The organism is Rhizobium sp. BK049 (assembly GCF_014193135.1).
Classification (GTDB): domain Bacteria; phylum Pseudomonadota; class Alphaproteobacteria; order Rhizobiales; family Rhizobiaceae; genus Rhizobium.
The window spans coordinates 111,784-132,437 of record NZ_JACHYV010000017.1 but is presented as its reverse complement, the minus strand read 5'-3'; the positions used below and the strand labels follow the sequence as shown (position 1 = coordinate 132,437).

Annotated in this window: 24 protein-coding genes and 1 pseudogene; 17 read left to right on the top strand and 8 right to left on the bottom strand. The window is 61.2% G+C overall.

Annotated elements, in window-relative coordinates; all coding sequences use genetic code 11:
* Nucleotides 1-48 precede the first annotated feature (48 nt).
* On the top strand, nt 49-888 hold the full coding sequence (locus tag FHT70_RS18785) for a helix-turn-helix domain-containing protein (protein ID WP_183703879.1): 840 nt from the start codon (nt 49-51) through the stop codon (nt 886-888).
* A gap of 107 nt (nt 889-995) precedes the next feature.
* Nucleotides 996-1,157, top strand: coding sequence for a hypothetical protein (locus FHT70_RS18780; RefSeq protein WP_183703876.1), 162 nt, complete (start codon nt 996-998; stop codon nt 1,155-1,157).
* Between the two features lie 45 nt (nt 1,158-1,202).
* Here FHT70_RS18780 and FHT70_RS18775 read toward each other — a convergent pair.
* A pseudogene (locus FHT70_RS18775) lies at nt 1,203-2,569 on the bottom strand (MATE family efflux transporter).
* Between the two features lie 81 nt (nt 2,570-2,650).
* Complete coding sequence (locus FHT70_RS18770) at nt 2,651-3,085, bottom strand: glyoxalase superfamily protein (protein WP_183703874.1); 435 nt, start codon at nt 3,083-3,085, stop codon at nt 2,651-2,653.
* Between the two features lie 354 nt (nt 3,086-3,439).
* On the opposite strand from FHT70_RS18770, the gene FHT70_RS18765 reads away from it, so the two are divergent.
* Nucleotides 3,440-3,772, top strand: a complete 333-nt coding sequence (locus FHT70_RS18765) for a hypothetical protein (RefSeq protein WP_097599778.1) — start codon at nt 3,440-3,442, stop codon at nt 3,770-3,772.
* Here the strand turns inward: FHT70_RS18765 and FHT70_RS30405 are convergent.
* Nucleotides 3,723-3,971, bottom strand: coding sequence for a hypothetical protein (locus FHT70_RS30405; protein ID WP_085777545.1), 249 nt, complete (start codon nt 3,969-3,971; stop codon nt 3,723-3,725). The two genes, FHT70_RS18765 and FHT70_RS30405, sit on opposite strands and share 50 nt — an antisense overlap.
* Nucleotides 3,972-4,060: 89 nt before the next feature.
* Between FHT70_RS30405 and FHT70_RS18760 the strand changes: the two genes are divergently transcribed.
* Entirely contained in the window at nt 4,061-4,927 is an 867-nt protein-coding gene (locus FHT70_RS18760; RefSeq protein ID WP_183703871.1) for a LysR family transcriptional regulator, read from the top strand.
* Between the two features lie 53 nt (nt 4,928-4,980).
* On the opposite strand, the gene FHT70_RS18755 is transcribed toward FHT70_RS18760, so the two are convergent.
* The gene (locus FHT70_RS18755) at nt 4,981-5,427 is read right to left on the bottom strand and encodes a host attachment family protein (protein ID WP_183703868.1); all 447 of its coding nucleotides are present in this window, start codon (nt 5,425-5,427) and stop codon (nt 4,981-4,983) included.
* Nucleotides 5,428-5,739: 312 nt separating this feature from the next.
* Here FHT70_RS18755 and FHT70_RS18750 point away from each other — a divergent pair, with 312 nt between their 5' ends.
* Together FHT70_RS18750 and FHT70_RS18745 are read left to right on the top strand one after the other, a co-directional pair.
* Complete coding sequence (locus FHT70_RS18750) at nt 5,740-6,165, top strand: PilZ domain-containing protein (RefSeq protein WP_183703864.1); 426 nt, start codon at nt 5,740-5,742, stop codon at nt 6,163-6,165.
* 179 nt (nt 6,166-6,344) lie between these two features.
* Nucleotides 6,345-7,457: a pyridoxal phosphate-dependent aminotransferase gene (locus FHT70_RS18745; protein WP_183703861.1), complete on the top strand. Its 1,113-nt coding sequence runs from the start codon at nt 6,345-6,347 to the stop codon at nt 7,455-7,457.
* A gap of 59 nt (nt 7,458-7,516) precedes the next feature.
* On the opposite strand, the gene FHT70_RS18740 is transcribed toward FHT70_RS18745, so the two are convergent.
* A complete protein-coding gene (locus FHT70_RS18740) occupies nt 7,517-7,954 on the bottom strand; it encodes a VOC family protein (protein WP_183703858.1) in 438 nt (145 codons plus the stop codon).
* A gap of 191 nt (nt 7,955-8,145) precedes the next feature.
* Nucleotides 8,146-8,415 (bottom strand): sel1 repeat family protein, encoded by a 270-nt coding sequence (locus FHT70_RS18735; RefSeq protein WP_011424668.1) that lies wholly within the window; start codon nt 8,413-8,415, stop codon nt 8,146-8,148.
* A gap of 433 nt (nt 8,416-8,848) precedes the next feature.
* Here FHT70_RS18735 and FHT70_RS18730 point away from each other — a divergent pair, with 433 nt between their 5' ends.
* From FHT70_RS18730 to amn, 3 genes are all read left to right on the top strand, one after another.
* The gene (locus tag FHT70_RS18730) at nt 8,849-9,187 is read left to right on the top strand and encodes a DUF2147 domain-containing protein (RefSeq protein WP_183703856.1); all 339 of its coding nucleotides are present in this window, start codon (nt 8,849-8,851) and stop codon (nt 9,185-9,187) included.
* A 216-nt stretch (nt 9,188-9,403) separates the two neighbouring features.
* A complete protein-coding gene (locus tag FHT70_RS18725) occupies nt 9,404-9,583 on the top strand; it encodes a hypothetical protein (protein ID WP_085777540.1) in 180 nt (59 codons plus the stop codon).
* An 86-nt stretch (nt 9,584-9,669) separates the two neighbouring features.
* Entirely contained in the window at nt 9,670-11,172 is a 1,503-nt protein-coding gene (amn, locus tag FHT70_RS18720) for an AMP nucleosidase (RefSeq protein ID WP_097599785.1), read from the top strand.
* Nucleotides 11,173-11,181: 9 nt separating this feature from the next.
* Here the strand turns inward: amn and FHT70_RS18715 are convergent, their stop codons facing one another.
* Nucleotides 11,182-11,397: a hypothetical protein gene (locus FHT70_RS18715; protein ID WP_245421339.1), complete on the bottom strand. Its 216-nt coding sequence runs from the start codon at nt 11,395-11,397 to the stop codon at nt 11,182-11,184.
* Nucleotides 11,398-11,543: 146 nt separating this feature from the next.
* Between FHT70_RS18715 and FHT70_RS18710 the strand changes: the two genes are divergently transcribed.
* The 4 genes from FHT70_RS18710 to FHT70_RS18695 are packed head-to-tail and all read left to right on the top strand — an operon-like array spanning nt 11,544 to nt 13,886.
* A complete protein-coding gene (locus FHT70_RS18710) occupies nt 11,544-11,900 on the top strand; it encodes a YciI family protein (RefSeq protein WP_097599787.1) in 357 nt (118 codons plus the stop codon).
* Nucleotides 11,901-11,910: 10 nt separating this feature from the next.
* On the top strand, nt 11,911-12,270 hold the full coding sequence (locus FHT70_RS18705) for a YciI family protein (RefSeq protein ID WP_097599788.1): 360 nt from the start codon (nt 11,911-11,913) through the stop codon (nt 12,268-12,270).
* A 2-nt stretch (nt 12,271-12,272) separates the two neighbouring features.
* Nucleotides 12,273-12,632: a YciI family protein gene (locus FHT70_RS18700; protein WP_085777535.1), complete on the top strand. Its 360-nt coding sequence runs from the start codon at nt 12,273-12,275 to the stop codon at nt 12,630-12,632.
* A gap of 12 nt (nt 12,633-12,644) precedes the next feature.
* Complete coding sequence (locus FHT70_RS18695) at nt 12,645-13,886, top strand: RNA polymerase sigma factor (protein WP_097599789.1); 1,242 nt, start codon at nt 12,645-12,647, stop codon at nt 13,884-13,886.
* On the opposite strand, the gene FHT70_RS18690 is transcribed toward FHT70_RS18695, so the two are convergent.
* Nucleotides 13,854-14,816, bottom strand: coding sequence for a lysylphosphatidylglycerol synthase domain-containing protein (locus FHT70_RS18690; protein WP_183703853.1), 963 nt, complete (start codon nt 14,814-14,816; stop codon nt 13,854-13,856). The genes FHT70_RS18695 and FHT70_RS18690 overlap by 33 nt on opposite strands.
* Before the next feature lie 183 nt (nt 14,817-14,999).
* On the opposite strand from FHT70_RS18690, the gene FHT70_RS18685 reads away from it, so the two are divergent.
* The 4 genes from FHT70_RS18685 (at nt 15,000) to FHT70_RS18670 (ending at nt 20,648) form a co-directional block, all read left to right on the top strand.
* A complete protein-coding gene (locus tag FHT70_RS18685; protein WP_183703850.1) occupies nt 15,000-16,493 on the top strand; it encodes a glycosyltransferase family 39 protein in 1,494 nt (497 codons plus the stop codon).
* A 138-nt stretch (nt 16,494-16,631) separates the two neighbouring features.
* Nucleotides 16,632-17,648 carry a glycosyltransferase family 2 protein gene (locus tag FHT70_RS18680; RefSeq protein WP_085777531.1) on the top strand — a complete coding sequence of 339 codons (1,017 nt, stop codon included), beginning with the start codon at nt 16,632-16,634 and terminating at the stop codon, nt 17,646-17,648.
* A gap of 12 nt (nt 17,649-17,660) precedes the next feature.
* A complete protein-coding gene (locus FHT70_RS18675) occupies nt 17,661-19,160 on the top strand; it encodes a glycosyltransferase family 39 protein (RefSeq protein WP_183703847.1) in 1,500 nt (499 codons plus the stop codon).
* Entirely contained in the window at nt 19,161-20,648 is a 1,488-nt protein-coding gene (locus FHT70_RS18670; protein ID WP_183703844.1) for a glycosyltransferase family 39 protein, read from the top strand.
* Nucleotides 20,649-20,654 lie beyond the last annotated feature (6 nt).

Genomic DNA, 20,654 nt, shown 5'->3' with positions numbered 1-20,654 from the left:
TGCCCCAGCGCAGCCTTGTCGGGCTGCCTGCCTGAACCGGACGATACAATGTCGCAGTTTTCAACAGCTCTGCTCCTGAAAACCAAGACCGTCACCATTCGTGACGTCGTCTGCAATGGCGAGTGCCGCCACAAGAGCGACGAGGAATGTGCTCACAAAACAAGCCTCGTCTATCCCTATCGCGGCGTCTTTATGCGCCATGTCGGCCGCACGGATACGGTGGCTGAAGCCAATCAGGTGCTGTTCTTCAATGCCGGTCAGGGCTATCGGATCAGCCATCCGATCGCGGGCGGCGACGGCTGCATCGACCTGTCGATCGACGAATCCATGCTGGAAGAGCTGGCGCCGAAGGAGCAGGCCCAGCCCGGCCCGGCCTTTTCCTTCCGCCGCCAGCGCCGGCGGATCGACCCTCGCGCGCAGGCGCTGGTCGCCCTGCTGCGCCACGGTCTCAGGCGCAACGTCGCCGAAACGCTCGAGGCGGAAACGCTGGCCCTGACGCTGGTTCGCCGCTCGCTCGGCGAGCGCACCTCGCATGCGGCCGGCGCCAGCCTCGGCCGGCAGAAACTCGTCGACCGGGCAAAGCTGGTGCTTTCCTCCGATCTCGCGAGACGCTGGACGCTTGCGGAAATCGCCTCGGAAGTCGGCGTTTCCCCTGTTTACCTCACCCAGGTCTTCCAGCAGGTCGAGGCCACTCCGCTCTATCGCTATCAGCTGAGGCTGCGGCTTGCCCGGGCGCTCGATTTGCTCGGCCAGTATGAGGATCTGACCGCGCTCGGGCTCGATCTCGGCTTTTCCAGCCACAGTCATTTCAGCGCTTCCTTCAAACAGGCCTTCGATCAGACTCCGGCCGAATTCCAGCGCTCGGCGCAACTGCGACGCCGACCTTAGAGCCTTTCCGAGTTGATAATCGCTAAAGTTTTCGACAGCGATGACGCGGTCTTCGATGCTCTTATGATGCTGTCCCGATCCGGGGACGATCAATGGAGTATCACCCGATGAAGAAGACCACATGCGCTGCCTGCGACTGCGAACTCGGCGCCGAGACCATCACCGTCAAGCTCGGCGGCAAGACCGTCGAAGTCTGCTGCCGGGAATGCGCCGAGGCACTGAACGAGGCGGAGGCTTCGACATCGGCTGCTCGGACCGGCAAGGAATAGAAGCCAATCGACGGAAGCCGCGCAGGAAGGCGCGGCTTCCGTGTCTCAGGCGGGCAGAAGCCCGTATCGCCAGCCGCGGCGCCTGGCATTCTCAGACAGCACCAGCAAGGCAAGCACCACCATGCCTGCCTCGGCAAAAACAGGCACCATCCAGATTCCCTGCTCGCCGAAGACGAAAGGCAGCAGGAAGGTGAGAGGCAGGGTGAGAAGATAGGGTCGCGACAGACCGAAGATCGCCGCGCGCGGCGCATCGCCGATCGACTGGAAATAGGACGACAGGATCAGCATCTGCCCGAAGAGAAAATAGGCGCCGATCGTCCAAGGCAGAATTCGTCTGACCTCGGCGATAATGGCGGGATCGCCAACAAAGACGGCGCCGATGCGGCCAGCCAGCAATTCCACCGTGATCTCCACCAAGCTGCAATAGACGAGCGCCGAGAGCATGGCGATCTGCAGGCTGCGGCCGACGCGCATCCCAAGGCCGGCTCCGTGATTGTTGCCGGCGATCGTCTGTAGGGCGATGCTGAGACCAAGCAGCGGCAGATAGGCGAAGGTCAGGATACGGGTGATGATGCCGTAGGCGGCAATGGTGGCGGTATGATCACGCGTGCTCCAGAGCGAGACGTTGACCAGAATCGCGGCCGAGGCAAGCGATATGCCGATGAAACCGAGGCTCATGGGAGCGCCCAAGGCGACAATGCCGCGCCATTCGACAAGGGCGAATGCGGGAGAAGGCCTGAGCGTCGCCGGCCGGCGCCAGCGATAGACGAGCACGGCGGCGAGACAGACGAATAGCGAAGCGATGGAGCCTGCGGCCGAACCGAGCACGCCCCAATGCATCACCGCCATGAACAGCCAGTTGGCGAGGATGTTGAGCAGCGAGGCCGAGAGCGTGACCGCCGTCATGAAACCGATCCTGCCTTCACAGCGCAGCCGTCGAGATGCAGCGACAGGAAAAAACTCACCGGCGTCGCGGCGATCATCGCGCCCATGAAAAGCATGGCGCCGTCGGCCACGGCCGTGTTCTCGGCGGCGCCGGCATCGATGATCCGCTCGCCGAGGGTCCAGTAGATCACGATGAGGATCACGACGACGGTGAGCGCCAGCGTATGGGCGCCGGAAAATACCCGGCGCGCGCCCTGGCGATCGCCGGCACCGAGCCGGCGGGCGAGGATGCTTCCCATGCCGTTCGAGACGAGCGATTGCAGGGCGACCAGCAGCATCAACCCCGGGAAGATCAGGCTGACGGCTGAGAGCGCGTCGGGGCCGACATAGGCACCCAGGAAATAGGCGTCGACGACAGCAAAGAGGCCGTTGACGGTAGTGATCGCGACGATCGGCGCCGCAGTCCTGATGAATACGCCCGGCAGCCAGCCGGTGAGGAAGTCATTGCCTTTGGAAGGATCGGTCATGGAGAAATCCGTGTGATATCGGGCGACATCCGCTGCGCTTGAACAAGCCATGCGGGCAGCCAGGAAAGGATGAGGAGCAAATCAGAGATCGAGCACCAGATGAGGCACGCCGTTCGAGGTCTTCCTGGGGGAGACGCCGTCGGCATCGATCTGTGCACTCACGCGCCGCCGAAAGGCTGAAAAACTCTCGAAGGTGACCACGTCAACCGCTTCGTCGAAATGGATGGTGATCCGGTAGAGGCCGCCCGGCAGAGCCGAAAGCGAGAGGATTTCGCCAGTGAACGGCTGATTGAGATAGCGGCCGCGAATATGGGCGCCGACGAAGAGCGGCGTCTTCGCAGCCGCATTGGGTTTTGCCGCCAGAGCCGCCAGCGTGTTCCAGTCACGCGCGCCGTGCTGGCGGGCGATCATTTCCAAGGCCGCACTGTGGGTCAGCGCGCTGCCGCGATCGTTCATCGCCTGGCGCAGGCGCTTAGCCTGGGCCTTCAGTTCTTCAATGCCGGGATAGGTCGTCATGGAGTGAGCCTTCGCAAGGCATGCTCTTCGACTGTCAATGGGAGCTCGCATTGCCGTCAGTCAGCATGCACAAGGGGCCGTGACCATGATCGCGAGGGCTTCACCATGGATTTTCATCCGCGAGCGGCTGGTGCCTCGAACCGGGGCTTTGTATGCGCGATCGCTGTCGGCATGTCAAGAATGGCGCGGCTGCCCGCCGAATTGCGCGAATTTGGAGCATATCTGGACGGAATCGATGCGATTTTCAGCCGATCTCGGCAAAAACCTTCGAACTTAACGATAATCTTCAGCAATCGTCAGCACTCTTGCATTATTCTCTGCTTACGATGAGCGGAGGCTAAAAGGGCCTTTCAGATGCACCTCGACACAGAACACCCCAAGCCGGAACGAGCTTACCGGGAATTCAATCTCGACAGGCCGGGCAATATCATCTTCGTCGGCCACCACCTCAGCACCGGGACGCAGGTACGATGCCTGATCCGCACGATCACACTTGCCGGCGCCGTGCTCGAAGTCAGTCCGAGCCTGGAGATGCCGAGTCATTTCTTTCTCGAAATACTCGGCATCCATGACGAAATCGGCGCCACCTTGGTCAAGCGCGAAAACGAACTGGTGACGATCAGCTTCAACATGCTGCTCAATCCGGAATTCCTGCACCACGTGCTGCGACTGAGCTTCGAAAACTGAGGCGTCTTCCAATCACCGCCCGGTCGCGGCGCGGCCTCCTCGTCTCGCCTCTTGTTGCCGAGAGATGCGCGATGATCGCTATGATCCAGAGAAGTCCGCGCCATTCCGGGCCATCGAGCGGATCGGCCATGGGATCGCGGCGCATCCGGCAATTGCGGGACGCGACCTCGTTGAAGAGAACTACCCAGTTGAGAAGCATTGCCTATCCTCCATCTATTGCTGGAGTAGTTGAGCTAAGCCTTCACGCCCCCGTTATGTAGAGGCATGGAGGAAAGGGGGTTTTCATCCATGAAAGAGGCGAGCTGGGACGACCTGCAGCTTTTCTTCCATGTCGCGACCGGCGGCGGTCTATCGGCGGCGGCGGCGCGGACGGGGCTCAGTGCGCCGACGATCGGCCGGCGTATGCTGGCGCTCGAACGTGTGACCGGCCGGTCGCTGTTCAACCGCGGTCCCACAGGCTACCTGCTTGCCAAGGACGGCCAGGAGCTGCTCGATCGCGTCCGGCTGATGCAGGATGCGGCCCGGGCGATTTCCGACTGGCGCGGTGAAGTGCTGACGCTGCCGATTGTGTCGACGGTCGTCGACAGCTGGACGTCGCGCTTTATCGCCGACCACCTGGCCAGCGTCTGGACGCCGAAAGACTGTTTTCGCATGTGTTACAAGACTTGTGACGCGAGTGTCGATTTCACCTATCGCGAGGCGCATATCGCCATTCGCCACAGCCGGCCGGACGCCGGCAACGTCGCGATCCGCCGTTCAGTCAAGGTGGCGCATGCGGTTTATCAGGCGGCCGATTACGACGAGATCAATTGCAACTGGATCTCACTCGGAACGGACATCGCCATCACACCGGCGGACAAGTGGACTTTCGAACAGCCGGATTATTGGATCACCAGCTGGACGAACACGCCGCATATGCTCTTTTACCTGATCCGAGGCGGCGCCGGCCGCGGCGTGCTGCCCTGTTTCATCGGCGACCAGGAGCGCAAACTCGTCCGCGCCGGGCCTGTCATCGATGAATTGACCTACGAGATGTGGATCGTCGCGCATGACGACGAGCGGCAAAGGCCGGAAGTCAGGACGGTCATCGATCGCCTGGCCACGCTGTTTGCCGATCATGAGGATCTGTTTGCCGGAGAGAGACCGTTGGTCTGAAGCGAACAAGAAATGCGGGCCAGAGGCCCGCGTCAGTTCATCGATCGGTTTCATCACGCTGCGAGATGCCGCTCGATCTCGTCGATCGGCAGATTGGTATAGTCTTTCCCCAATTCCGCCGATATCGCTGCCTGCGTCTCGGCGCTCAGCGCCGGCCGCAAGGTGCCGAGCGCCTTCGGCGGTGCGATGAGGACGATACGGCGCGCATCCTTTGCCTGCGTCAGCTCGTCCATTCGCTCCGCCACATGTTTCAGAAATTGCGCTTCGGCCTGCTCCTGCCAGCTGGTCTCTTCGACAGCGCTGCGGCTCAATCCGTCTGCGGCATGGCTGCGGCCGGGCTTGTCGGCGCCGAGTTCGCGATCGGGCTCGTTCGGCTGCGTCAGGGTTTCCAACACCTTCAGGTTCATCAGCTGGGCATCGCCGGCGTTCTGCATGATCAGGGCCTTGGCTCCATTGCAGACTACGATCCATGATTTTCCGGGAATTCTGACGTCGGTCATCTTCAACTCCTCGCTGTCGTCATCGACGCGCCCCTTGCTCGTCGATCTAGACAGAACGCCCGGCCATTGAAAGAGTTCGAGAAAACAGCGCCGGAAGTGATCGCGGCGCAATCCGCCATCGAGCTTGGCATGACAGCCTGCGTGCCGATTGTGAACATTAGGAGTCCCGCTTGGGAACAAAATTTAAACTCGTTAAAATTGTCATCATATGTTTGACGAATGTGCAAAACATTCATGGGACCGTGACTGGAGCAAGATCAGCTTGCTCAGAGCAAGAACCCCAACTGTGCCCTGTCTGACGGAGAATGTAAGATGACTATGCTCCGCGCCACACACCTTGCGACGGTCAAATCCGCCATTTACGACCTGCGCTGGGAAGAGTTCCACGTCAAGCGCCCGGCCCGCATCGTCGCCGTGCGGCCGTGCCTCACCGGCGTGTCGATGCGAAGCGCCGAGATCATCGACATATCGCAGGGCGGTGCGACGTTCATCGTCTCGACAACCGCCGGTCTGCCGAAACATTATTATCTGAACATCCTCGGCCTAGCTTATCGCATCGGTTGCGCCGAGGTCTACCGCCATAAGGAACGCATCGGGGTAAGGTTCATCAACCTCCTGGATCCAGAGGTTCTGCGACGCGTCGTCCGCGCCGATTTCCTTGTCGGCAATATGGAAGCGATTGACGCCAGGCGTGCACCGATGTTCCGCGAGACGAGGCTTGCCGCCAGCCCGGTATAAGTCCCCGTATGGGACACTGATCCGCGGAAAAATCGTCCAGCAATTCAAATCACTCGTCGCCTTGTCGATTGAAAGGAACGCATCAGCAGCGCCGTGGCTGCGGAATAATCTTGCTTGCCATGGCTGGGCCTGGGCCTATTGTTGCGCCTGATCTCAACATGTCCGGAAACCGCTTTCGCATGTCCGCCTTCTCGCGCTTTACACCCCTCATCAGCGCCCTGCCCTCCACAGTTCCCTTCGTTGGCCCCGAGGCCATCGAACGCGAGCGCGGTCGCGCCGTCCTGGCGCGAATCGGCGCCAATGAGAACGGCTTTGGCCCAGCTCCTTCCGTGCTTGCCGCGATCCGCGAAGAGACGCACGACATCTGGAAATACAACGACCCGGAGAATTTCGCGCTGCGGCAAGCACTTTGCGCGCATCTCGGTGTGGCGCCCGCCAATATCGCCATCGGCGGCGGCATTGACGAACTGCTCGGTCACATCGTCCGGTTGGTGATCGAGCCGGGGGCGCCCGTCGTTACCTCGCTCGGCGCCTATCCGACCTTCAACTTCCATGTCGCCGGTTTCGGCGGCCGGCTGGTGACCGTCCCTTATGTCAACGACCGCGAGGATCTGGACGGGCTGCTCGATGCCGTCAGGCGCGAGAATGCGCCGCTTGTCTATTTCGCCAATCCTGACAATCCGATGGGAAGCTGGTGGGACGCCGACAGCATCGTCGCATTCGCCCGGGCGCTGCCCGAGACCACGATGATGGTGCTGGACGAGGCCTACAGCGAAACGGGGCCGGCAAATTCATTGCCGTCGATCCTCTCGCTCATCGATCTGCCGAACATCGTCCGCACCCGCACCTTTTCCAAGGCCTACGGGCTCGCCGGTTCACGCACCGGCTATGCGATCTCGACCTCGAGCACGGCACAGGCCTTCGACAAGATCCGAAATCATTTTGGCATGAACCGGCTGGCGACGGTTGCAGCGCTGGCGGCGCTCAAGGACCAGGCCTATTTGGCCGAGGTGGTCGGGAAGATCCATGCGGCACGCGAGCGGATCGGCCGCATCGCCCGGGCAAATGGTCTTGAGCCGCTGCCCTCGGCGACGAATTTCGTGGCGATCGATACCGGTCGCGACGGCGCCCATGCGCGGGCGATCGTCGATGGCCTGATGGAGCATGGCGTGTTTATCCGCATGCCTGGTGTTGCGCCGCTCAATCGCTGCATCCGCGTCAGCGTCGGACCGGAGGCTGAGATGGCGCTGTTCGAGGAAGCGCTGCCGCAGGTCCTGAAGACGCTCGCCTGAGGTTTTTATCCCTGTCCGCCGACATTGGTCGGTCTTCCCCTTTTGTCCGCGTATTGCGTTCAGCGGAGTTCCTCGGCGAGGCCGATCAGAATCCCTTCAGGTCCGCGAATGTAGCAGAGCCGATACGCATCCTTATACTGAACGACTTCCCCTACGAGCTGCGCGCCGCGCCCGCGCAGTCTCTCAAGCGTCTCGTCAATGTCATCGACTGCGAACATGACGCGGAGGTAGCCGAGGGCGTTGACCGGGGCGTTCCGGTGATCTGCGACGACAGGCGGCGCCAGAAAGCGGGAGAGCTCAAGCCGGCTGTGGCCGTCCGGTGTGCGCATCATGGCGATCTCGACACGCTGATCTCCCAGTCCGGTGATACGTCCGGCCCACTCGCCTTCGACCGTCGCCCGCCCTTCCAATTCGAGGCCGAGCTCGCGAAAGAAATCAATCGCCTCTCCGAGGTCTTCGACGACGATTCCGACATTGTCCATTCGCTTGAGCGCCATGTTTTGATCCCCAAGGTGTCGTTGCAATCGACGAGGTCTTGCCTCGTCTAACGAAGGACGTCTGAGGCGTCCCAACACCGACAACCTCAGAAAACGTCTGTTGGAGCGCCGTGGGTCCTTTTGGACACGCGGCGCTCCAACAGTTGAGGTATCGTTCTGTCCGGAATCGTTTCGGATTCTCGGTCGGTGCGTTAGTGAACCGTCATCCATTCGCGGGCAGCGCGCAGTGCTTCCACGAGCTGCATCTTGTTCATGGCGGCGGCCACGTCGGCGCGGAGCTCGGCGGCGCGGTCGTTGCCCTTGATCGCGGCGATGTTCAGCCACTTGTGGGCGGCAACGAGGTCGACGGCGCAGCCGCGGCCGGTCGCATACATCAGACCCATTTCGCAGAAGACATCGGCGCTGTTGTTGTCGCCACCCATGGTGGCCGTTTCAGCATTGTGCATTTCAAAGCGTGCCATCGGTTTTATCCCTGTTAGCCTGTTTACGACTTACCCTGTTTTACCTTCGGACCCTGCCGTCTACGCGGCTTTGCGGCCCTTCCGGTCCGGCGGGTTTACCCCGCTCATCTGATGGCTTGACTATGCCAAACTGCTTTCAAAAAACGCCTAAAATGCATGATTAATTTGAGACAAACAAACTGCAAACGCTTGGTAAAATTGGGTTTTTGTTAAACATCGGATTGCCGGCGATTTAAGGCTTTCGTTCGAATTTTACAAACGATTCAGATTTGGAAATAAACGGATCGTTCATCATGAAAACAGCAGGCGACGGGTTTAAAAGCTCTACGGTCGGCTTTTCGGCTGCTTTCAGCGACCGGCAGCTGGCTCTATTTATCTTTACGTTCGCGTCAGTTATTTTCGCGGTCGGTCAGAGGACATCAGGGAGGAAAAGATGATCCGCAGTCTCATTCTTGCCGGCGCTATCGCCGTGATGGCGGGCACAGCGAATGCCGAGGAACCTATCGTCGGCAGTTGGAAGACCGCCTCCGGCGAAACCGCGGTGATTGCCGCCTGCGGCGGCAGTTATTGTGTGACGCTGAAAACCGGCAAATATACAGGCCGCAAGATCGGCACACTTGCCGGGACCGGCGGCAGCTACGCCGGCGAAATCACCGACCCCGCCGCCGACAAGACCTATAGCGGCTCAGGAAAGATTTCCGGCAATTCACTGAAGATGCAGGGCTGCGTGATGAAGATCCTTTGCAAGACGCAGACCTGGACGCGGCTCTGACGCGATAAAACTGACGCAACAAGCATCCGAAACGTATAATCATGCCGGTCGAAAAGCCGGCATGTCCTCAAAGTCTTCCCGACTTGCCAATCGTCACTGCAATCGCCAGACCCTGCCCCGCAAGCTGAACGGTGGATGAACCGACATCTCAGCACTCGTTCAGCCGAGGTGTGGCAAAACTCATGTCACGGTTAGGTTGCGTATCGGGGGCCTGGGATGAACTTCTATATTCTGGCAAGACGTTTCACCATCATCACGCTGTTTGCGGCGGTCTTCGCCGTCACATTTTCGGCGGTCGTCGTGCACAATGGCGGGGGCGGTACGCAGTCGCATTTCGGTGCGAACTATACCTGCCTGGAGAGAAGCGGAACCTTCTGCGCGCCCACGGTGCGGTGAGGGCAACAGGCTCGCAAGAGGATAAAAAATCGGATTCGGCCGGCGCGCGTCGTTTGCTTGTCAAAAACAACTCTCTATAATGCGTCATGAACAAACGAATCTCCCCTCTGTCGCCCCTCGACATTTCCTCTCCGCCCCCTTTCCAGCCCGAGAGCTTCGATGATCCGGCCAAGGCCGTCGAGACGCTGACAGCGCTTTATGAACGCAATACGGCGTTCCTGATCCAGAGCTTCACCGACCTTGCCCAGGGTGCTCCGATCGCCTCGCGCTACCGCGCCTTCTATCCGCAGGTCAGCATCGAGACGACGAGCTTCGGCCATGTCGATTCGCGCCTCTCCTACGGCCATGTCACGGCGCCCGGCATCTACACGACGACGGTCACCCGGCCGAAGCTCTTCAGGCATTACCTGAAGGAGCAGTTGTCGCTGCTGATCAAGAGCCATAATGTTCCGATCGTCGTCTCGGAATCGTCAACGCCGATCCCGCTGCACTTCGCCTTCGGCGAGGGCGCCCATGTCGAAGCATCGGCCTCAGCATTTGTCGACGTTCCAATGCGCGATATCTTCGACACGCCCGACCTCAACACCACCGACGACGAAATCGCCAACGGCGAATATATCCCGCCGCCAGGAGAGCCCTCGCCGCTTGCGCCGTTCACCGCCCAGCGCATCGACTATTCGCTCGCCCGGCTGTCGCATTATACGGCGACGCATGCCGAGCATTTCCAGAACTTCGTGCTGTTTACGAACTACCAGTTCTATATCGATGAATTCTGCAGCTGGGCGCGCAAGCTGATGGCAGAGGGCGGCGACGGCTACACCGCCTTCGTCGAGCCCGGCAACATCGTCACCCTGCCCGGCTCAAGCGTGCCGGAAACGGATGCGACACTTTCCCGTCTGCCGCAGATGCCGGCCTATCATCTGAAGAAGAAGGGCCATGCCGGGATCACCATGATCAACATCGGCGTCGGCCCCTCCAACGCCAAGACGATAACCGACCACGTCGCCGTGCTGCGCCCGCATGCCTGGCTGATGCTCGGCCACTGCGCCGGGCTTCGCAACAGCCAGCGGCTCGGCGATTACGTTCTCGCCCACGCCTATATGCGAGAGGACCATGTTCTCGACGACGACCTGCCGGTCTGGGTGCCGATTCCGGCGCTGGCCGAAGTGCAGGTGGCGCTGGAAGCGGCCGTCGCCGAAATCACCGGTTACGAAGGTTTCGAGCTGAAGCGCATCATGCGCACCGGCACCGTCGGCACGATCGACAACCGCAACTGGGAACTGCGCGACCAGCGGGGGCCGGTGAAGCGGCTGTCCCAGGCGCGCGCCATCGCGCTCGACATGGAATCGGCAACGATCGCCGCCAATGGCTTCCGCTTCCGTGTGCCCTACGGGACGCTCCTCTGCGTCTCCGACAAGCCGCTGCATGGCGAGTTGAAGCTGCCGGGTATGGCGACCGCCTTCTACCGCACGCAAGTGAACCAGCATTTGCAGATCGGCATCCGTGCGGTCCAGAAGCTTGCGGCCATGCCGAAGGAAGCGCTGCATTCGCGCAAACTGCGCAGCTTCTTCGAGACGGCATTCCAATAAGCCGTTTCTTTATCGGCCGGTCGCAACAGGCGCCGAACTCTGCGCAAGCATCTGCGGCCTGCCGGCAGCGATGTTCAGCCCTGCAATCAACAGAGTGAAGGCGACGAAGACGAAAGCGACGCGCAGAAGGGCCTTCAGCCCAGCGCTTTCGTCGAATGCCAGCCCGCGCTTCTCATGGCGGCGCGCCCAGATCTGGCTTGCCAGCGCGATTTCAAGAATACTCATTGCCATTCTCCTCGACAGGTTTCGACGAAGCCTTGTCGAGTGCTCACTTGTCATTTCGACAGGTGACCGGCACAAAAGATTTTTCCTGACGCTGTCGAAATGCCCGCACCCCATTCGTCCAGAGGTATTGAAGGAGGCTGCCCGCAATGAAATATCTCTGCCAGGTCTGGTTCGATGGCGCGATACTCGACGCCATGACGAATGAGGAGAAGGCCGACCTCGACGCGAATTCCCTGAACTATGACCGGGATCTCGTCGAAAGCGGGCATATGATCATTGCCCAGGCACTGCAGCCGCCGACATCGGCGGTGACGGTCCGTGTGCGGGCCGACGAGACATCGGTAACAGACGGTCCTTTTGCCGAGACGAAGGAAGCGCTCGGCGGCTTCATTCTGATCGAGGCAAAGGACCTTAACGATGCGATCCGCGTTGCCGCCGGCATCCCGATTGCGAAGCTCGGCGCAATCGAAGTGCGGCCAATCCATGAATTCGGAACCAAATGAGGAAAGAGCGATGAAATTTCTATGCCAGATCTGGTTCGACACGGAAAAAAGCAAGCTGGTCCCTCAGAGCGAATGGGATGCGCTCACACAGGAGTGCATCATCAGCGACAATCGCTGGCGCGAGAGCGGTCACCTCCAGGTGGCGCTCGCCTTGTATGAACCGTCAACAGCGGTCACGGTCCGCCTGCGCAATGGCGAAGTTTCTGTGACCGATGGCCCGTTTGCTGAAATCAAGGAGCACCTCGGTGGTTTTGTGCTTATCGAAGCCAACAGTATCGAGGAGGCGAAAACGATCGCGTCGAGTTTTCCGATCGTCAAATATTCCTCGATTGAAGTGCGCCCGACTTACGCGATCCAGGATGGGAAATAGCCATGCGCTATATCTGCCTAATCTACAACAGCGCCGACACGGATGGCAGGCTGACGCCTGGTGAGACCGATGAACTCATCAAAGCGCATTTCGCCTTCGATGAGGAGCTACGCCGTGACGGCATCATGATCCACGCCGATGCCTTGGAGATGCCTGACCAGGCGACGGTGCTGCGCGTTCGTAACAACACGCTCTCCGCCACCGATGGCCCCTATGTCGAGACGAAGGAACATCTCGCCGGCTTCTACGTCATCGAGGCGCCGGACCTCATGCAGGCGAAAGAGATTGCCGGACGGATCCCTTCGGCGCGTTTCGGCGCGGTCGAGCTCAGGCCCGTGCGGACACTCCCCGCGCCGTACTGAGGAGGTGCGCCGCTGGAGAGCGTGATCGAAGAGATTTATCGAACCCAGTCGCGCCGGGTGCTGGCGACGCTGATCCGCCTGCTCGGGGATTTCGACCGAGCGGAGGAAGCGCTTCAGGATGCCTTTGCCGCGGCCGCCCGGTCATGGCCGACGGATGGCGTTCCCGGCAACCCGTTCGCCTGGCTCGTCTCGACAGGACGTTTCAAGGCGATCGACACAATCCGGCGGCGAGCGCGCTTCGACGCCTCGCAGCATCACATCGAGGACAGCCTCTACAGCGTCGACACAACGGAGATCGGCGATATGGAAGCGATTGAGGACGACATGCTGCGGCTGATCTTCACCTGCTGCCATCCTGCTATCCCATCCGATGCCCAGACGGCGATGGCGCTCCGCGAAATCTGCGGATTGACCACCGAAGAGATCGCCCATGCCTTTATCGTTCCGGCGCCGACGGTCGCCCAGCGGATCGTGCGCGCCAAGAACAGGATACGCGCCGCGAATATCCCCTACGAAGTGCCGGGCCGCGACGCACTGCCTCAGCGGCTCGATCAGGTGCTGCACGTCATCTATCTTGTTTTCAACGAAGGTTATTCCGCCTCATCCGGCGAGGATGTTGTCCGCGCCGACCTGACCGCCGAGGCGATTAGGCTGGCGCGGCTGCTTCTGGCGCTGCTGCCGCATCCTGACGCCCGTGGTCTTCTGGCGCTGATGCTGCTGCAGGACTCCCGCCGCTTGGCACGCAGCAACGAGCAGGGATCGCTGGTGCTGCTTGCCGACCAGGACCGGTCGCTCTGGGACCGTGCAAAAATCGCGGAAGGCCTGGCGCTGCTCGCCGAGGCGATGCGGGTGGCGGAGATCAGCGCCTATACGGCGCAGGCGGCGATCGCTGCAGAGCATGCCAGGGCGCCGACCGCCGAAGAGACCGACTGGCGGCGCATCGCCTTCTACTATGATCTGCTGCTGGCGGCGCAGCCCTCCCCGATCGTGGAACTCAACCGCGCCGTTGCGATATCAATGGCGGAAGGGCCAGCGAAGGGACTGGATCTGGTCGATGCCATTTTAGGGCGTCAGGAGCTCAGGTCCTATCACCTCGCCCATTCGGCGCGCGCCGATTTCCTGCGCAGGCTTGGCCGCACCGAAGAGGCGATCACCGCCTATCAGACGGCACTGTCGCTCTGTCGGCAGGAGCCGGAGCAGGCTTTTTTGCGGAAACGGATTTCAGAGCTTGCCGCGGCGCCCGAGCGGCAGTGAGATTGCGGTGCCCGTCAGCGCCGAGACGATGATCAAGAGATGCGCATTGACGCTTGCCTGCGCCAGCGCGGCCAGAGCCATCCGCTCGCTGGAGGCTCCGAGCGCAATGGCGCCGGCGGTGATGCCGGCCGGATAGGTGCCGACGCCGCCCGGCGCGTGCACCGGCAGAACGGAGGAGAGTTCACCGCCGAGCGCGCCGCCGAAGCTTGCCGCTATCGGCAGCACGCCCATCAGGCCGAGCGCCCATGCGAGCACGATCACCTTCACCAGCCAGTTGACGATGGTCATCGCCCAGGCGCGCGCGAAGGCTGCGGCATCGAGCGGCAGCCCGTTTTCGATCTCAACGACGAATTTCTGCGCCTTATCAGGCAACAGCCTGGCAGCGAGCCGGAACAGCGGCTTGCGCGCGGCGAAAGCTGCGACCGGCAGCAGCAGGAAGACTGCCCAAAGCGACCATGCGACGAATGCATCGGCCGCGGCAAGCGCAAAGCCGATACCGGCGGCAGCCAGAAGCGCGTGCAGGTCGAGCAGCCGCATGACCAGGAGCGCCGAGGTTCCGCGGGTCAGCGGAATGCCGAACTCGGTGCGCATCAGCAAGGGAAAGCTGGTCTCGCCGGTGCGGAAGGGCAGCATGATGTTCAGGAGATTGTGGATCTGCGTAACGCGAAAGAGAATCGCGAAGCGGCCCGCCGTCTCCTTGGGAAAATAGTCGTAGATGCGCCAGGTACGCAGGAAATAGGTGCTCGTCAACGCCACGAGCGCGCCGATCACCGGGCCTGCCCCGACATCGGCCCATTGGCTGATGATGACGGGCCAACCCCAGAACCATTGTACGAAGAGCGCATAGGCTGCGACAATTACGACCGTCAGCGCCGTCATGCGATTGCGCATAAACCAGGACTGCTGGCTTTCAACGATCGAACTCTTCATGTAGTAGGCATTCCTCGCTTGGCGTCGGCATGAGCCTCGGCTCCATTGCCAGGCGTTTTAGGAGAAATGAAGGTTGGGCACAACGGCGGAGTTGAAGCGACGGCGGCGAGATCGCTTTAAGGCCGACCACCGCCGCGGCAGACCGACAGATCACGGCGTCTTGCCGGCTTGACTTGGAGATCGATGTTGGAGCGCATTACCAGAAACATCACGAGTGCGAGCATTTTTCTGGCAGTCTATTTCCTGCTGAACATCGTGCTCCGCATCGCATTGCCCCATACGCTTGATCTCGACGAGGCGGAACAATCGTTCTACTCGCAATATCTTCTGGCCGGCTACGGTCCGCAGCCTCCCTTCTACAACTGGATCCAATACGCCATCGTCTCGGTCACCGGAATCACGATGTGGGCGCTCTCGGTTCCGAAGAACATCATTCTCTTCGGCTGCTATCTTTTCTATGGGCTGGCTGCCCGCGAGGTGCTGAAGAACCGTCTGCTCGCACCCGTCGCTATGCTGAGCCTGATTACCCTGCCACAGGTCGGCCTGATGGCGCAGCGCGAACTGACCCATACCGTTGCCCTGCTGTTTGCGACCTCGCTCTTCCTCTTCGGCTTTTTTCGCACACTTCGGCAGCCGACGATCGGGAGCTACCTCGTCATCGGCATCGCCACCGGCATCGGCCTCATCTCAAAATACAATTTCGCCATCCTGCCGTTTGCCGCCTTCGTCGCGGTCCTGGTGGACCGAAAGTGGCGCAGCCGTCTGTTGGACTGGCGTCTGCTGCCGGCGTTCGCAATCGCCATTCTGATCATTCTGCCGCATGCGCTATGGCTGCCCGATAATCTCATCAGCGCTTCGGCCCCGACCATGGAGCGGATGACCGCCGAACACGAGGCCGCCGCTGGCCTTCCCCGCATCGGTCAGGGGCTGTTGTCCCTCGTCATCGCCGTCCTCGGCTTCGTCGCACTGCCCCTCGTTCTCTTCGCAGCAGCCTTCCGACGGGATTTCTTCCGTGCGTTTTCCGCGTCCAGTCCGATGATCCGGGTCATCGAGCGAATGATGATCGTGAGCCTGCTCGCCTTCGTCGGTGTCGTCATCGTCGCCGGCGCGAGCGATATCCACGAGCGCTGGCTCGACCCGTGCCTACTCGTCATGCTGATCTATCTGTTCCTGAAGCTCGAAACCGCCGGCGTCGATCTTTCCGCCGGCCTAGCACGCTTCCGGCCTGTGGTGCCGGTCTTCATGCTCGTCATCCTGGCGATCCTTCTGCTCAGGATCGTCGGCATGCAATATACCGGCGTTTACACGAGAACGAACGTGCCCTTCGCGAATTTCGTTGACGAGCTGACCGCGACCCGCAAGCCGGTTCTCATCGTGGCGGGAACCAAGTTCGTGGCCGGCAACATGAAGCTGGAATTCCCCGACGTCCCCGTCGTGATCCCATTCTTTCCAGGCCCCGGGGTGCCTGAATATGCGGCTGCGAAGGGTCCTGTGCTCGTCGTCTGGCGCGGAGAAACCGCAAATGACCCCACCATTTCTCCCGACTTTGCCGATGATCTCGTGAAGTCGGGTATTCATCTGCAGGAGGTGAGGACGCTGACTCTTCCCTATCTTTTCGGTGACGGCAAACATACGTTCTCGATTGGTTATTCCTGGGTAGAAGGCGGCGCGAAGTAGGGTTGCGGCAAGTCGGCCGATTGCGGGGAAAGCGGCATTGCCCGCTGGCAACGGGCGGACACTTCATGTAGTAGGCTTCCGCAAGCGCGGTGGCGGCAGTAAGATTGCAAGGCCGCCCGGCCTTTTGGAGATGCAAAGTTGCAGACAACGGTAGAGCCCATTCGCGGCACGAATGATCCGGTACAATCGCTCGAGCTGTCGCTGGTCGTGCCCGTTTTCAACGAAGAGGAAAGCGTCGGCCCGCTGGTCGAGCGCATCGTTGCGGCGATGGCCGAGTATCCTCATCGCTGGGAACTGATCCTCGTCGACGACGGCAGCACGGATGCGACGCTCGTCAACGCCCGAAAATTCGTCGGCCGCAAGGGCCTGGCGCTCCGGATCGTCGAGCTGCAGCGTAATTTCGGCCAGACCGCCGCCATGCAGGCCGGCATCGATACCGCCCGGGGGCGGCTGATCGCGACGATGGACGGCGATCTGCAGAACGACCCGAAGGACATCCCTGCGATGGTCTCGGAGCTCGAGCGGCGCGAACTCGACCTGCTGGTCGGCTGGCGCAAGAACCGCAAGGACGGTCTGTTCCTGCGCAAGATCCCCTCCTGGTGCGCCAACTACCTGATCGGCCGCATCACCGGCGTCAAGCTGCACGACTACGGCTGCAGCCTGAAGATCTACCGGGCCTCGATCATCAAGCAGGTGAAGCTGATGGGCGAGATGCACCGCTTCATCCCAGCCTGGGTCGCCGGCGTCGTCCCGAGTTCGCGCATCGGCGAGATGGCCGTCACCCACCATGCCCGCGAGCACGGTGTTTCGAAATACGGCATCTCGCGCACCTTCCGCGTCATCCTCGACCTGCTGTCGGTGATGTTCTTCATGCGCTACAAAGCGCGGCCCGGCCATTTCTTCGGCTCGCTCGGTCTCGGTCTCGGCGCGGTTGCCATCTTGATCCTGCTCTATCTCGGGTTCGACAAGTTCATCATGGGCAACGATATCGGCACACGTCCGATGCTGATGGTCGGCGTCGTGCTCCTGCTTTCGTCGGTACAGATGATCACCACCGGTATCCTGGCGGAAATGATCGCGCGCACCTACTATCGTGACGATGCCTCCCCGAACTACATCGTCCGGGAGATCTTCGACGATCAAAGCCAAGCATAAGCCGGCAGCACGATGCTGAACCGGGCGACGAGGACGATCAAAACCGCGGCGCTGCTGCTTGCAGCCTATTTCGTGCTGAACATCGCGCTCAGGCTGGTACTTCCGCACGCGCTGGAACTCGACGAGGCCGAGCAGTCCTTCTTCTCGCAATATCTGCTGGCGGGTTATGGCCCGCAGCCGCCCTTCTACAACTGGATGCAATATGCCATCGTTTCGGTGACCGGCTTGTCGATGGGCGCGCTTGTCATCCCGAAGAACATCCTGCTCTTCCTGTGTTACCTCTTTTACGGCCTTGCCGGACGCGAGGCACTGAAGGACGAGAAGCTTGCCGCCGTCGGAATGATGGCATTGATCACCCTGCCCCAGGTCTCCTACATGGCGCAGCAGGATCTGACCCACACGACGGCGCTGCTCTTTGCCAGTTCGCTCTTCCTCTACGGCTTCTTCCGCACGCTCGAGCGGCCCGGCATCGGCAGCTACCTCCTGCTCGGGCTTGCGACTGGCATAGGGCTGATCTCGAAATATAATTTCGCGCTGATGCCCGTCGCGGCGCTGATCGCCGTCCTGCCCGATGCCGAATGGCGGCGCAGGGTGCTGGACTGGCGTATCCTGGCAGCGATCGCCGTCGCGCTCATCATCGTGCTGCCGCACGCGATCTGGCTGCGGAGCAACCTCGAATTCGCCTCCTCCGATACTCTGGTCAAAATGGCCGCCGGCAATGAACCGGCCGGAGCCTTGCGCATCGGCAAGGGCATTGTCGCCTTTGTCATCGCCATCATCGCCTTTGCGGCGCTGCCCATCGCCATTTTCGCCGCCGCCTTCCGCCGGAACTTTTTCAGGGCGCTCGCATCCGGAAACCGCTGGACGGGGATGATGGAGCGGATGATGCTTGACAGCCTCGCCGGAATCCTTCTGATCGTTCTGTTCACCGGCTCCACGACGGTGCGTGAACGCTGGCTCGACCCATTCCTGCTGGTGCTGCCGATCTATTTCCTGGCAAAGATGCAGGCGGCCGGGCTCGACCTTTCCGCCGGACTGCGCCGCTTCCGACCCCTCGTGCCGGTGCTGATGGCCTGCGTCCTGGTGGCGCTCGGCTTCCGCGTCGTCGGCGCCGGGCTGATCGACACCTACAGCAGGCCGAATGTGCCGATGGCCGATCTCGCCCGCGGAATGACGCGACAGGCCGAACCTGCGCTGGTGATCGCCTCGGATACCTATGTCGGCGGGAACATGCGGCTGCAGTTTCCCGGCGTGCCCGTGGTGATCCCGGATTTCCCTGCACCCGGCATCCCGGCCTATGCGACATCGGACGGACCAGTGCTCATCGTCTGGCGCGGCAAGAAGACGGCGACGGTCGCCGATGCGGTCATGCCGGAGCGATTTTCATCGGCGCTGGCGGCGGCCGATATCGCACCGCAGGAGATCGGCGCCTTGTCGCTTCCCTATCATTTCGGTCGCCAGGGCGATAATTTCGCACTCGGCTATGCCTGGGTTCGGCCGGGAGCGAGATAGATGAGCGAGACCAGCCTTCGCGACGTCAGGTGGATTTTCATCCTGCTGGCCGCCTATTTCGCCCTTCAGATCGGTGTGAGGCTCGCGACATCGCATTCGCTCGATCTCGACGAGGCCGAACAGGCCTTTCGCTCACAATGGCTTGCCGCCGGTTATGGCCCGCAGCCGCCCTTCTACAATTGGCTGCAGTATGCCGTCTTCCAGTTTGCCGGCGTCTCGCTTGCCGCCCTGTCCGTCGTCAAGAACCTTCTGCTCTTTATCTCCTATCTGCTGTATGGCCTGACGGCGCGGCTCGTCCTGCGTGACAAGGCGCTCGTGGCAATCGCAACACTCGGGCTGCTCACCATTCCGCAGATGGTTTTCGAGATGCAGCGTGACCTGACGCACACGGTCGCGGTCTTCTTCTCGGCCAGCATCTTCTTCTACGGTTTCATCCGCAGCCTGAAGCAGCCGAGCCTTGCCTCCTATCTGATCGGGGGCATCGGCATCGGTTTCGGTCTGCTTGCCAAGTATAATTTCGCCATCCTACCGGCCGCTGCCCTGATTGCCGCGCTGGCGGATACACGCCTGCGGCCGCGAATCTTCGACCGGCGGCTGGCGCTGACCGTGATCGTGGCCCTCGTCATCATCCTGCCGCATCTCTTCTGGCTGAAGGACAATCTCGATTTCGCAACCGCGCGCACGCTGGAGAAGATGACGGCGAGCGGCCATGCGAGCTATCCGATGCAGGTCGCCATGGGCATCGGCTCGCTCGCTCTCGCCGTCATCAGCTTCGCCGGATTGACCATCGCAGTGTTCGCGATGGTCTTCGGCAAGAAGCTTCGCTCAGCGCTGACTGTCCAATCGGAATGGACACGGCTCCTCGAGCGGATGCTGCTCGTCTTCGTCATCGGCATCCTACTGTTGATCGTCTTCGGCGGCGCCGCAGGCATCAAGGATCGCTGGCTGGTGCCGATGCTGTTCATCGCGCCGCTCTATCTCTGCCTGAAGATCGACGCGGCAGGCATCGAGACCGGCAAGGCTTTCGGGCGCTTCATGCTCATCGTCGCCGTCATCATGATCGGCGTGCCGGCGGCCCTTTACGGCAGTGTGGCGAGCGCGCGCTTCACGGGTCACTACGAGCGCCTGAACAGGCCATATGCTGATATGCTGGAAACCTTGCGCAGGCAGGCCGAACCGGCGGCGATCCTTGCCGGCGACAGCCTGCTCGCCGGCAATCTCAGACAGGACATTCCCGGTATTCCCGTGCTTTCGGTCGATTATCCCGGCTTCAAGCCGGATGTCTCGGGAAGCCGCCCGCTTCTCCTCGTGTGGCTCATGCTGCAGAGGGAGAAAAACGAAGGGCTGCCGCCGGCCATGGCGCAATGGCTCCAGGTCAATCTCGGCGTATCCGCGCCCGACGCCGCGGTGATCGATGTGCCATATCTCTACGGGCGCGGCGACGACCGCTATCGCTTCGGTTATGCCTGGATCAACCAGGCCAACTGAACGACT

Coding starts and splice junctions, on each gene's coding strand:
- FHT70_RS18785 (WP_183703879.1), top strand. CDS start 49: ATGTCGCAGTTTTCAACAGCTCTGCTCCTGAAAACCAAGACCGTCACC.
- FHT70_RS18780 (WP_183703876.1), top strand. CDS start 996: ATGAAGAAGACCACATGCGCTGCCTGCGACTGCGAACTCGGCGCCGAG.
- FHT70_RS18770 (WP_183703874.1), bottom strand. CDS start 3,085: ATGACGACCTATCCCGGCATTGAAGAACTGAAGGCCCAGGCTAAGCGC.
- FHT70_RS18765 (WP_097599778.1), top strand. CDS start 3,440: ATGCACCTCGACACAGAACACCCCAAGCCGGAACGAGCTTACCGGGAA.
- FHT70_RS30405 (WP_085777545.1), bottom strand. CDS start 3,971: ATGCTTCTCAACTGGGTAGTTCTCTTCAACGAGGTCGCGTCCCGCAAT.
- FHT70_RS18760 (WP_183703871.1), top strand. CDS start 4,061: ATGAAAGAGGCGAGCTGGGACGACCTGCAGCTTTTCTTCCATGTCGCG.
- FHT70_RS18755 (WP_183703868.1), bottom strand. CDS start 5,427: ATGACCGACGTCAGAATTCCCGGAAAATCATGGATCGTAGTCTGCAAT.
- FHT70_RS18750 (WP_183703864.1), top strand. CDS start 5,740: ATGACTATGCTCCGCGCCACACACCTTGCGACGGTCAAATCCGCCATT.
- FHT70_RS18745 (WP_183703861.1), top strand. CDS start 6,345: ATGTCCGCCTTCTCGCGCTTTACACCCCTCATCAGCGCCCTGCCCTCC.
- FHT70_RS18740 (WP_183703858.1), bottom strand. CDS start 7,954: ATGGCGCTCAAGCGAATGGACAATGTCGGAATCGTCGTCGAAGACCTC.
- FHT70_RS18735 (WP_011424668.1), bottom strand. CDS start 8,415: ATGGCACGCTTTGAAATGCACAATGCTGAAACGGCCACCATGGGTGGC.
- FHT70_RS18730 (WP_183703856.1), top strand. CDS start 8,849: ATGATCCGCAGTCTCATTCTTGCCGGCGCTATCGCCGTGATGGCGGGC.
- FHT70_RS18725 (WP_085777540.1), top strand. CDS start 9,404: ATGAACTTCTATATTCTGGCAAGACGTTTCACCATCATCACGCTGTTT.
- amn (WP_097599785.1), top strand. CDS start 9,670: ATGAACAAACGAATCTCCCCTCTGTCGCCCCTCGACATTTCCTCTCCG.
- FHT70_RS18715 (WP_245421339.1), bottom strand. CDS start 11,397: ATGAGTATTCTTGAAATCGCGCTGGCAAGCCAGATCTGGGCGCGCCGC.
- FHT70_RS18710 (WP_097599787.1), top strand. CDS start 11,544: ATGAAATATCTCTGCCAGGTCTGGTTCGATGGCGCGATACTCGACGCC.
- FHT70_RS18705 (WP_097599788.1), top strand. CDS start 11,911: ATGAAATTTCTATGCCAGATCTGGTTCGACACGGAAAAAAGCAAGCTG.
- FHT70_RS18700 (WP_085777535.1), top strand. CDS start 12,273: ATGCGCTATATCTGCCTAATCTACAACAGCGCCGACACGGATGGCAGG.
- FHT70_RS18690 (WP_183703853.1), bottom strand. CDS start 14,816: ATGAAGAGTTCGATCGTTGAAAGCCAGCAGTCCTGGTTTATGCGCAAT.
- FHT70_RS18685 (WP_183703850.1), top strand. CDS start 15,000: ATGTTGGAGCGCATTACCAGAAACATCACGAGTGCGAGCATTTTTCTG.
- FHT70_RS18675 (WP_183703847.1), top strand. CDS start 17,661: ATGCTGAACCGGGCGACGAGGACGATCAAAACCGCGGCGCTGCTGCTT.
- FHT70_RS18670 (WP_183703844.1), top strand. CDS start 19,161: ATGAGCGAGACCAGCCTTCGCGACGTCAGGTGGATTTTCATCCTGCTG.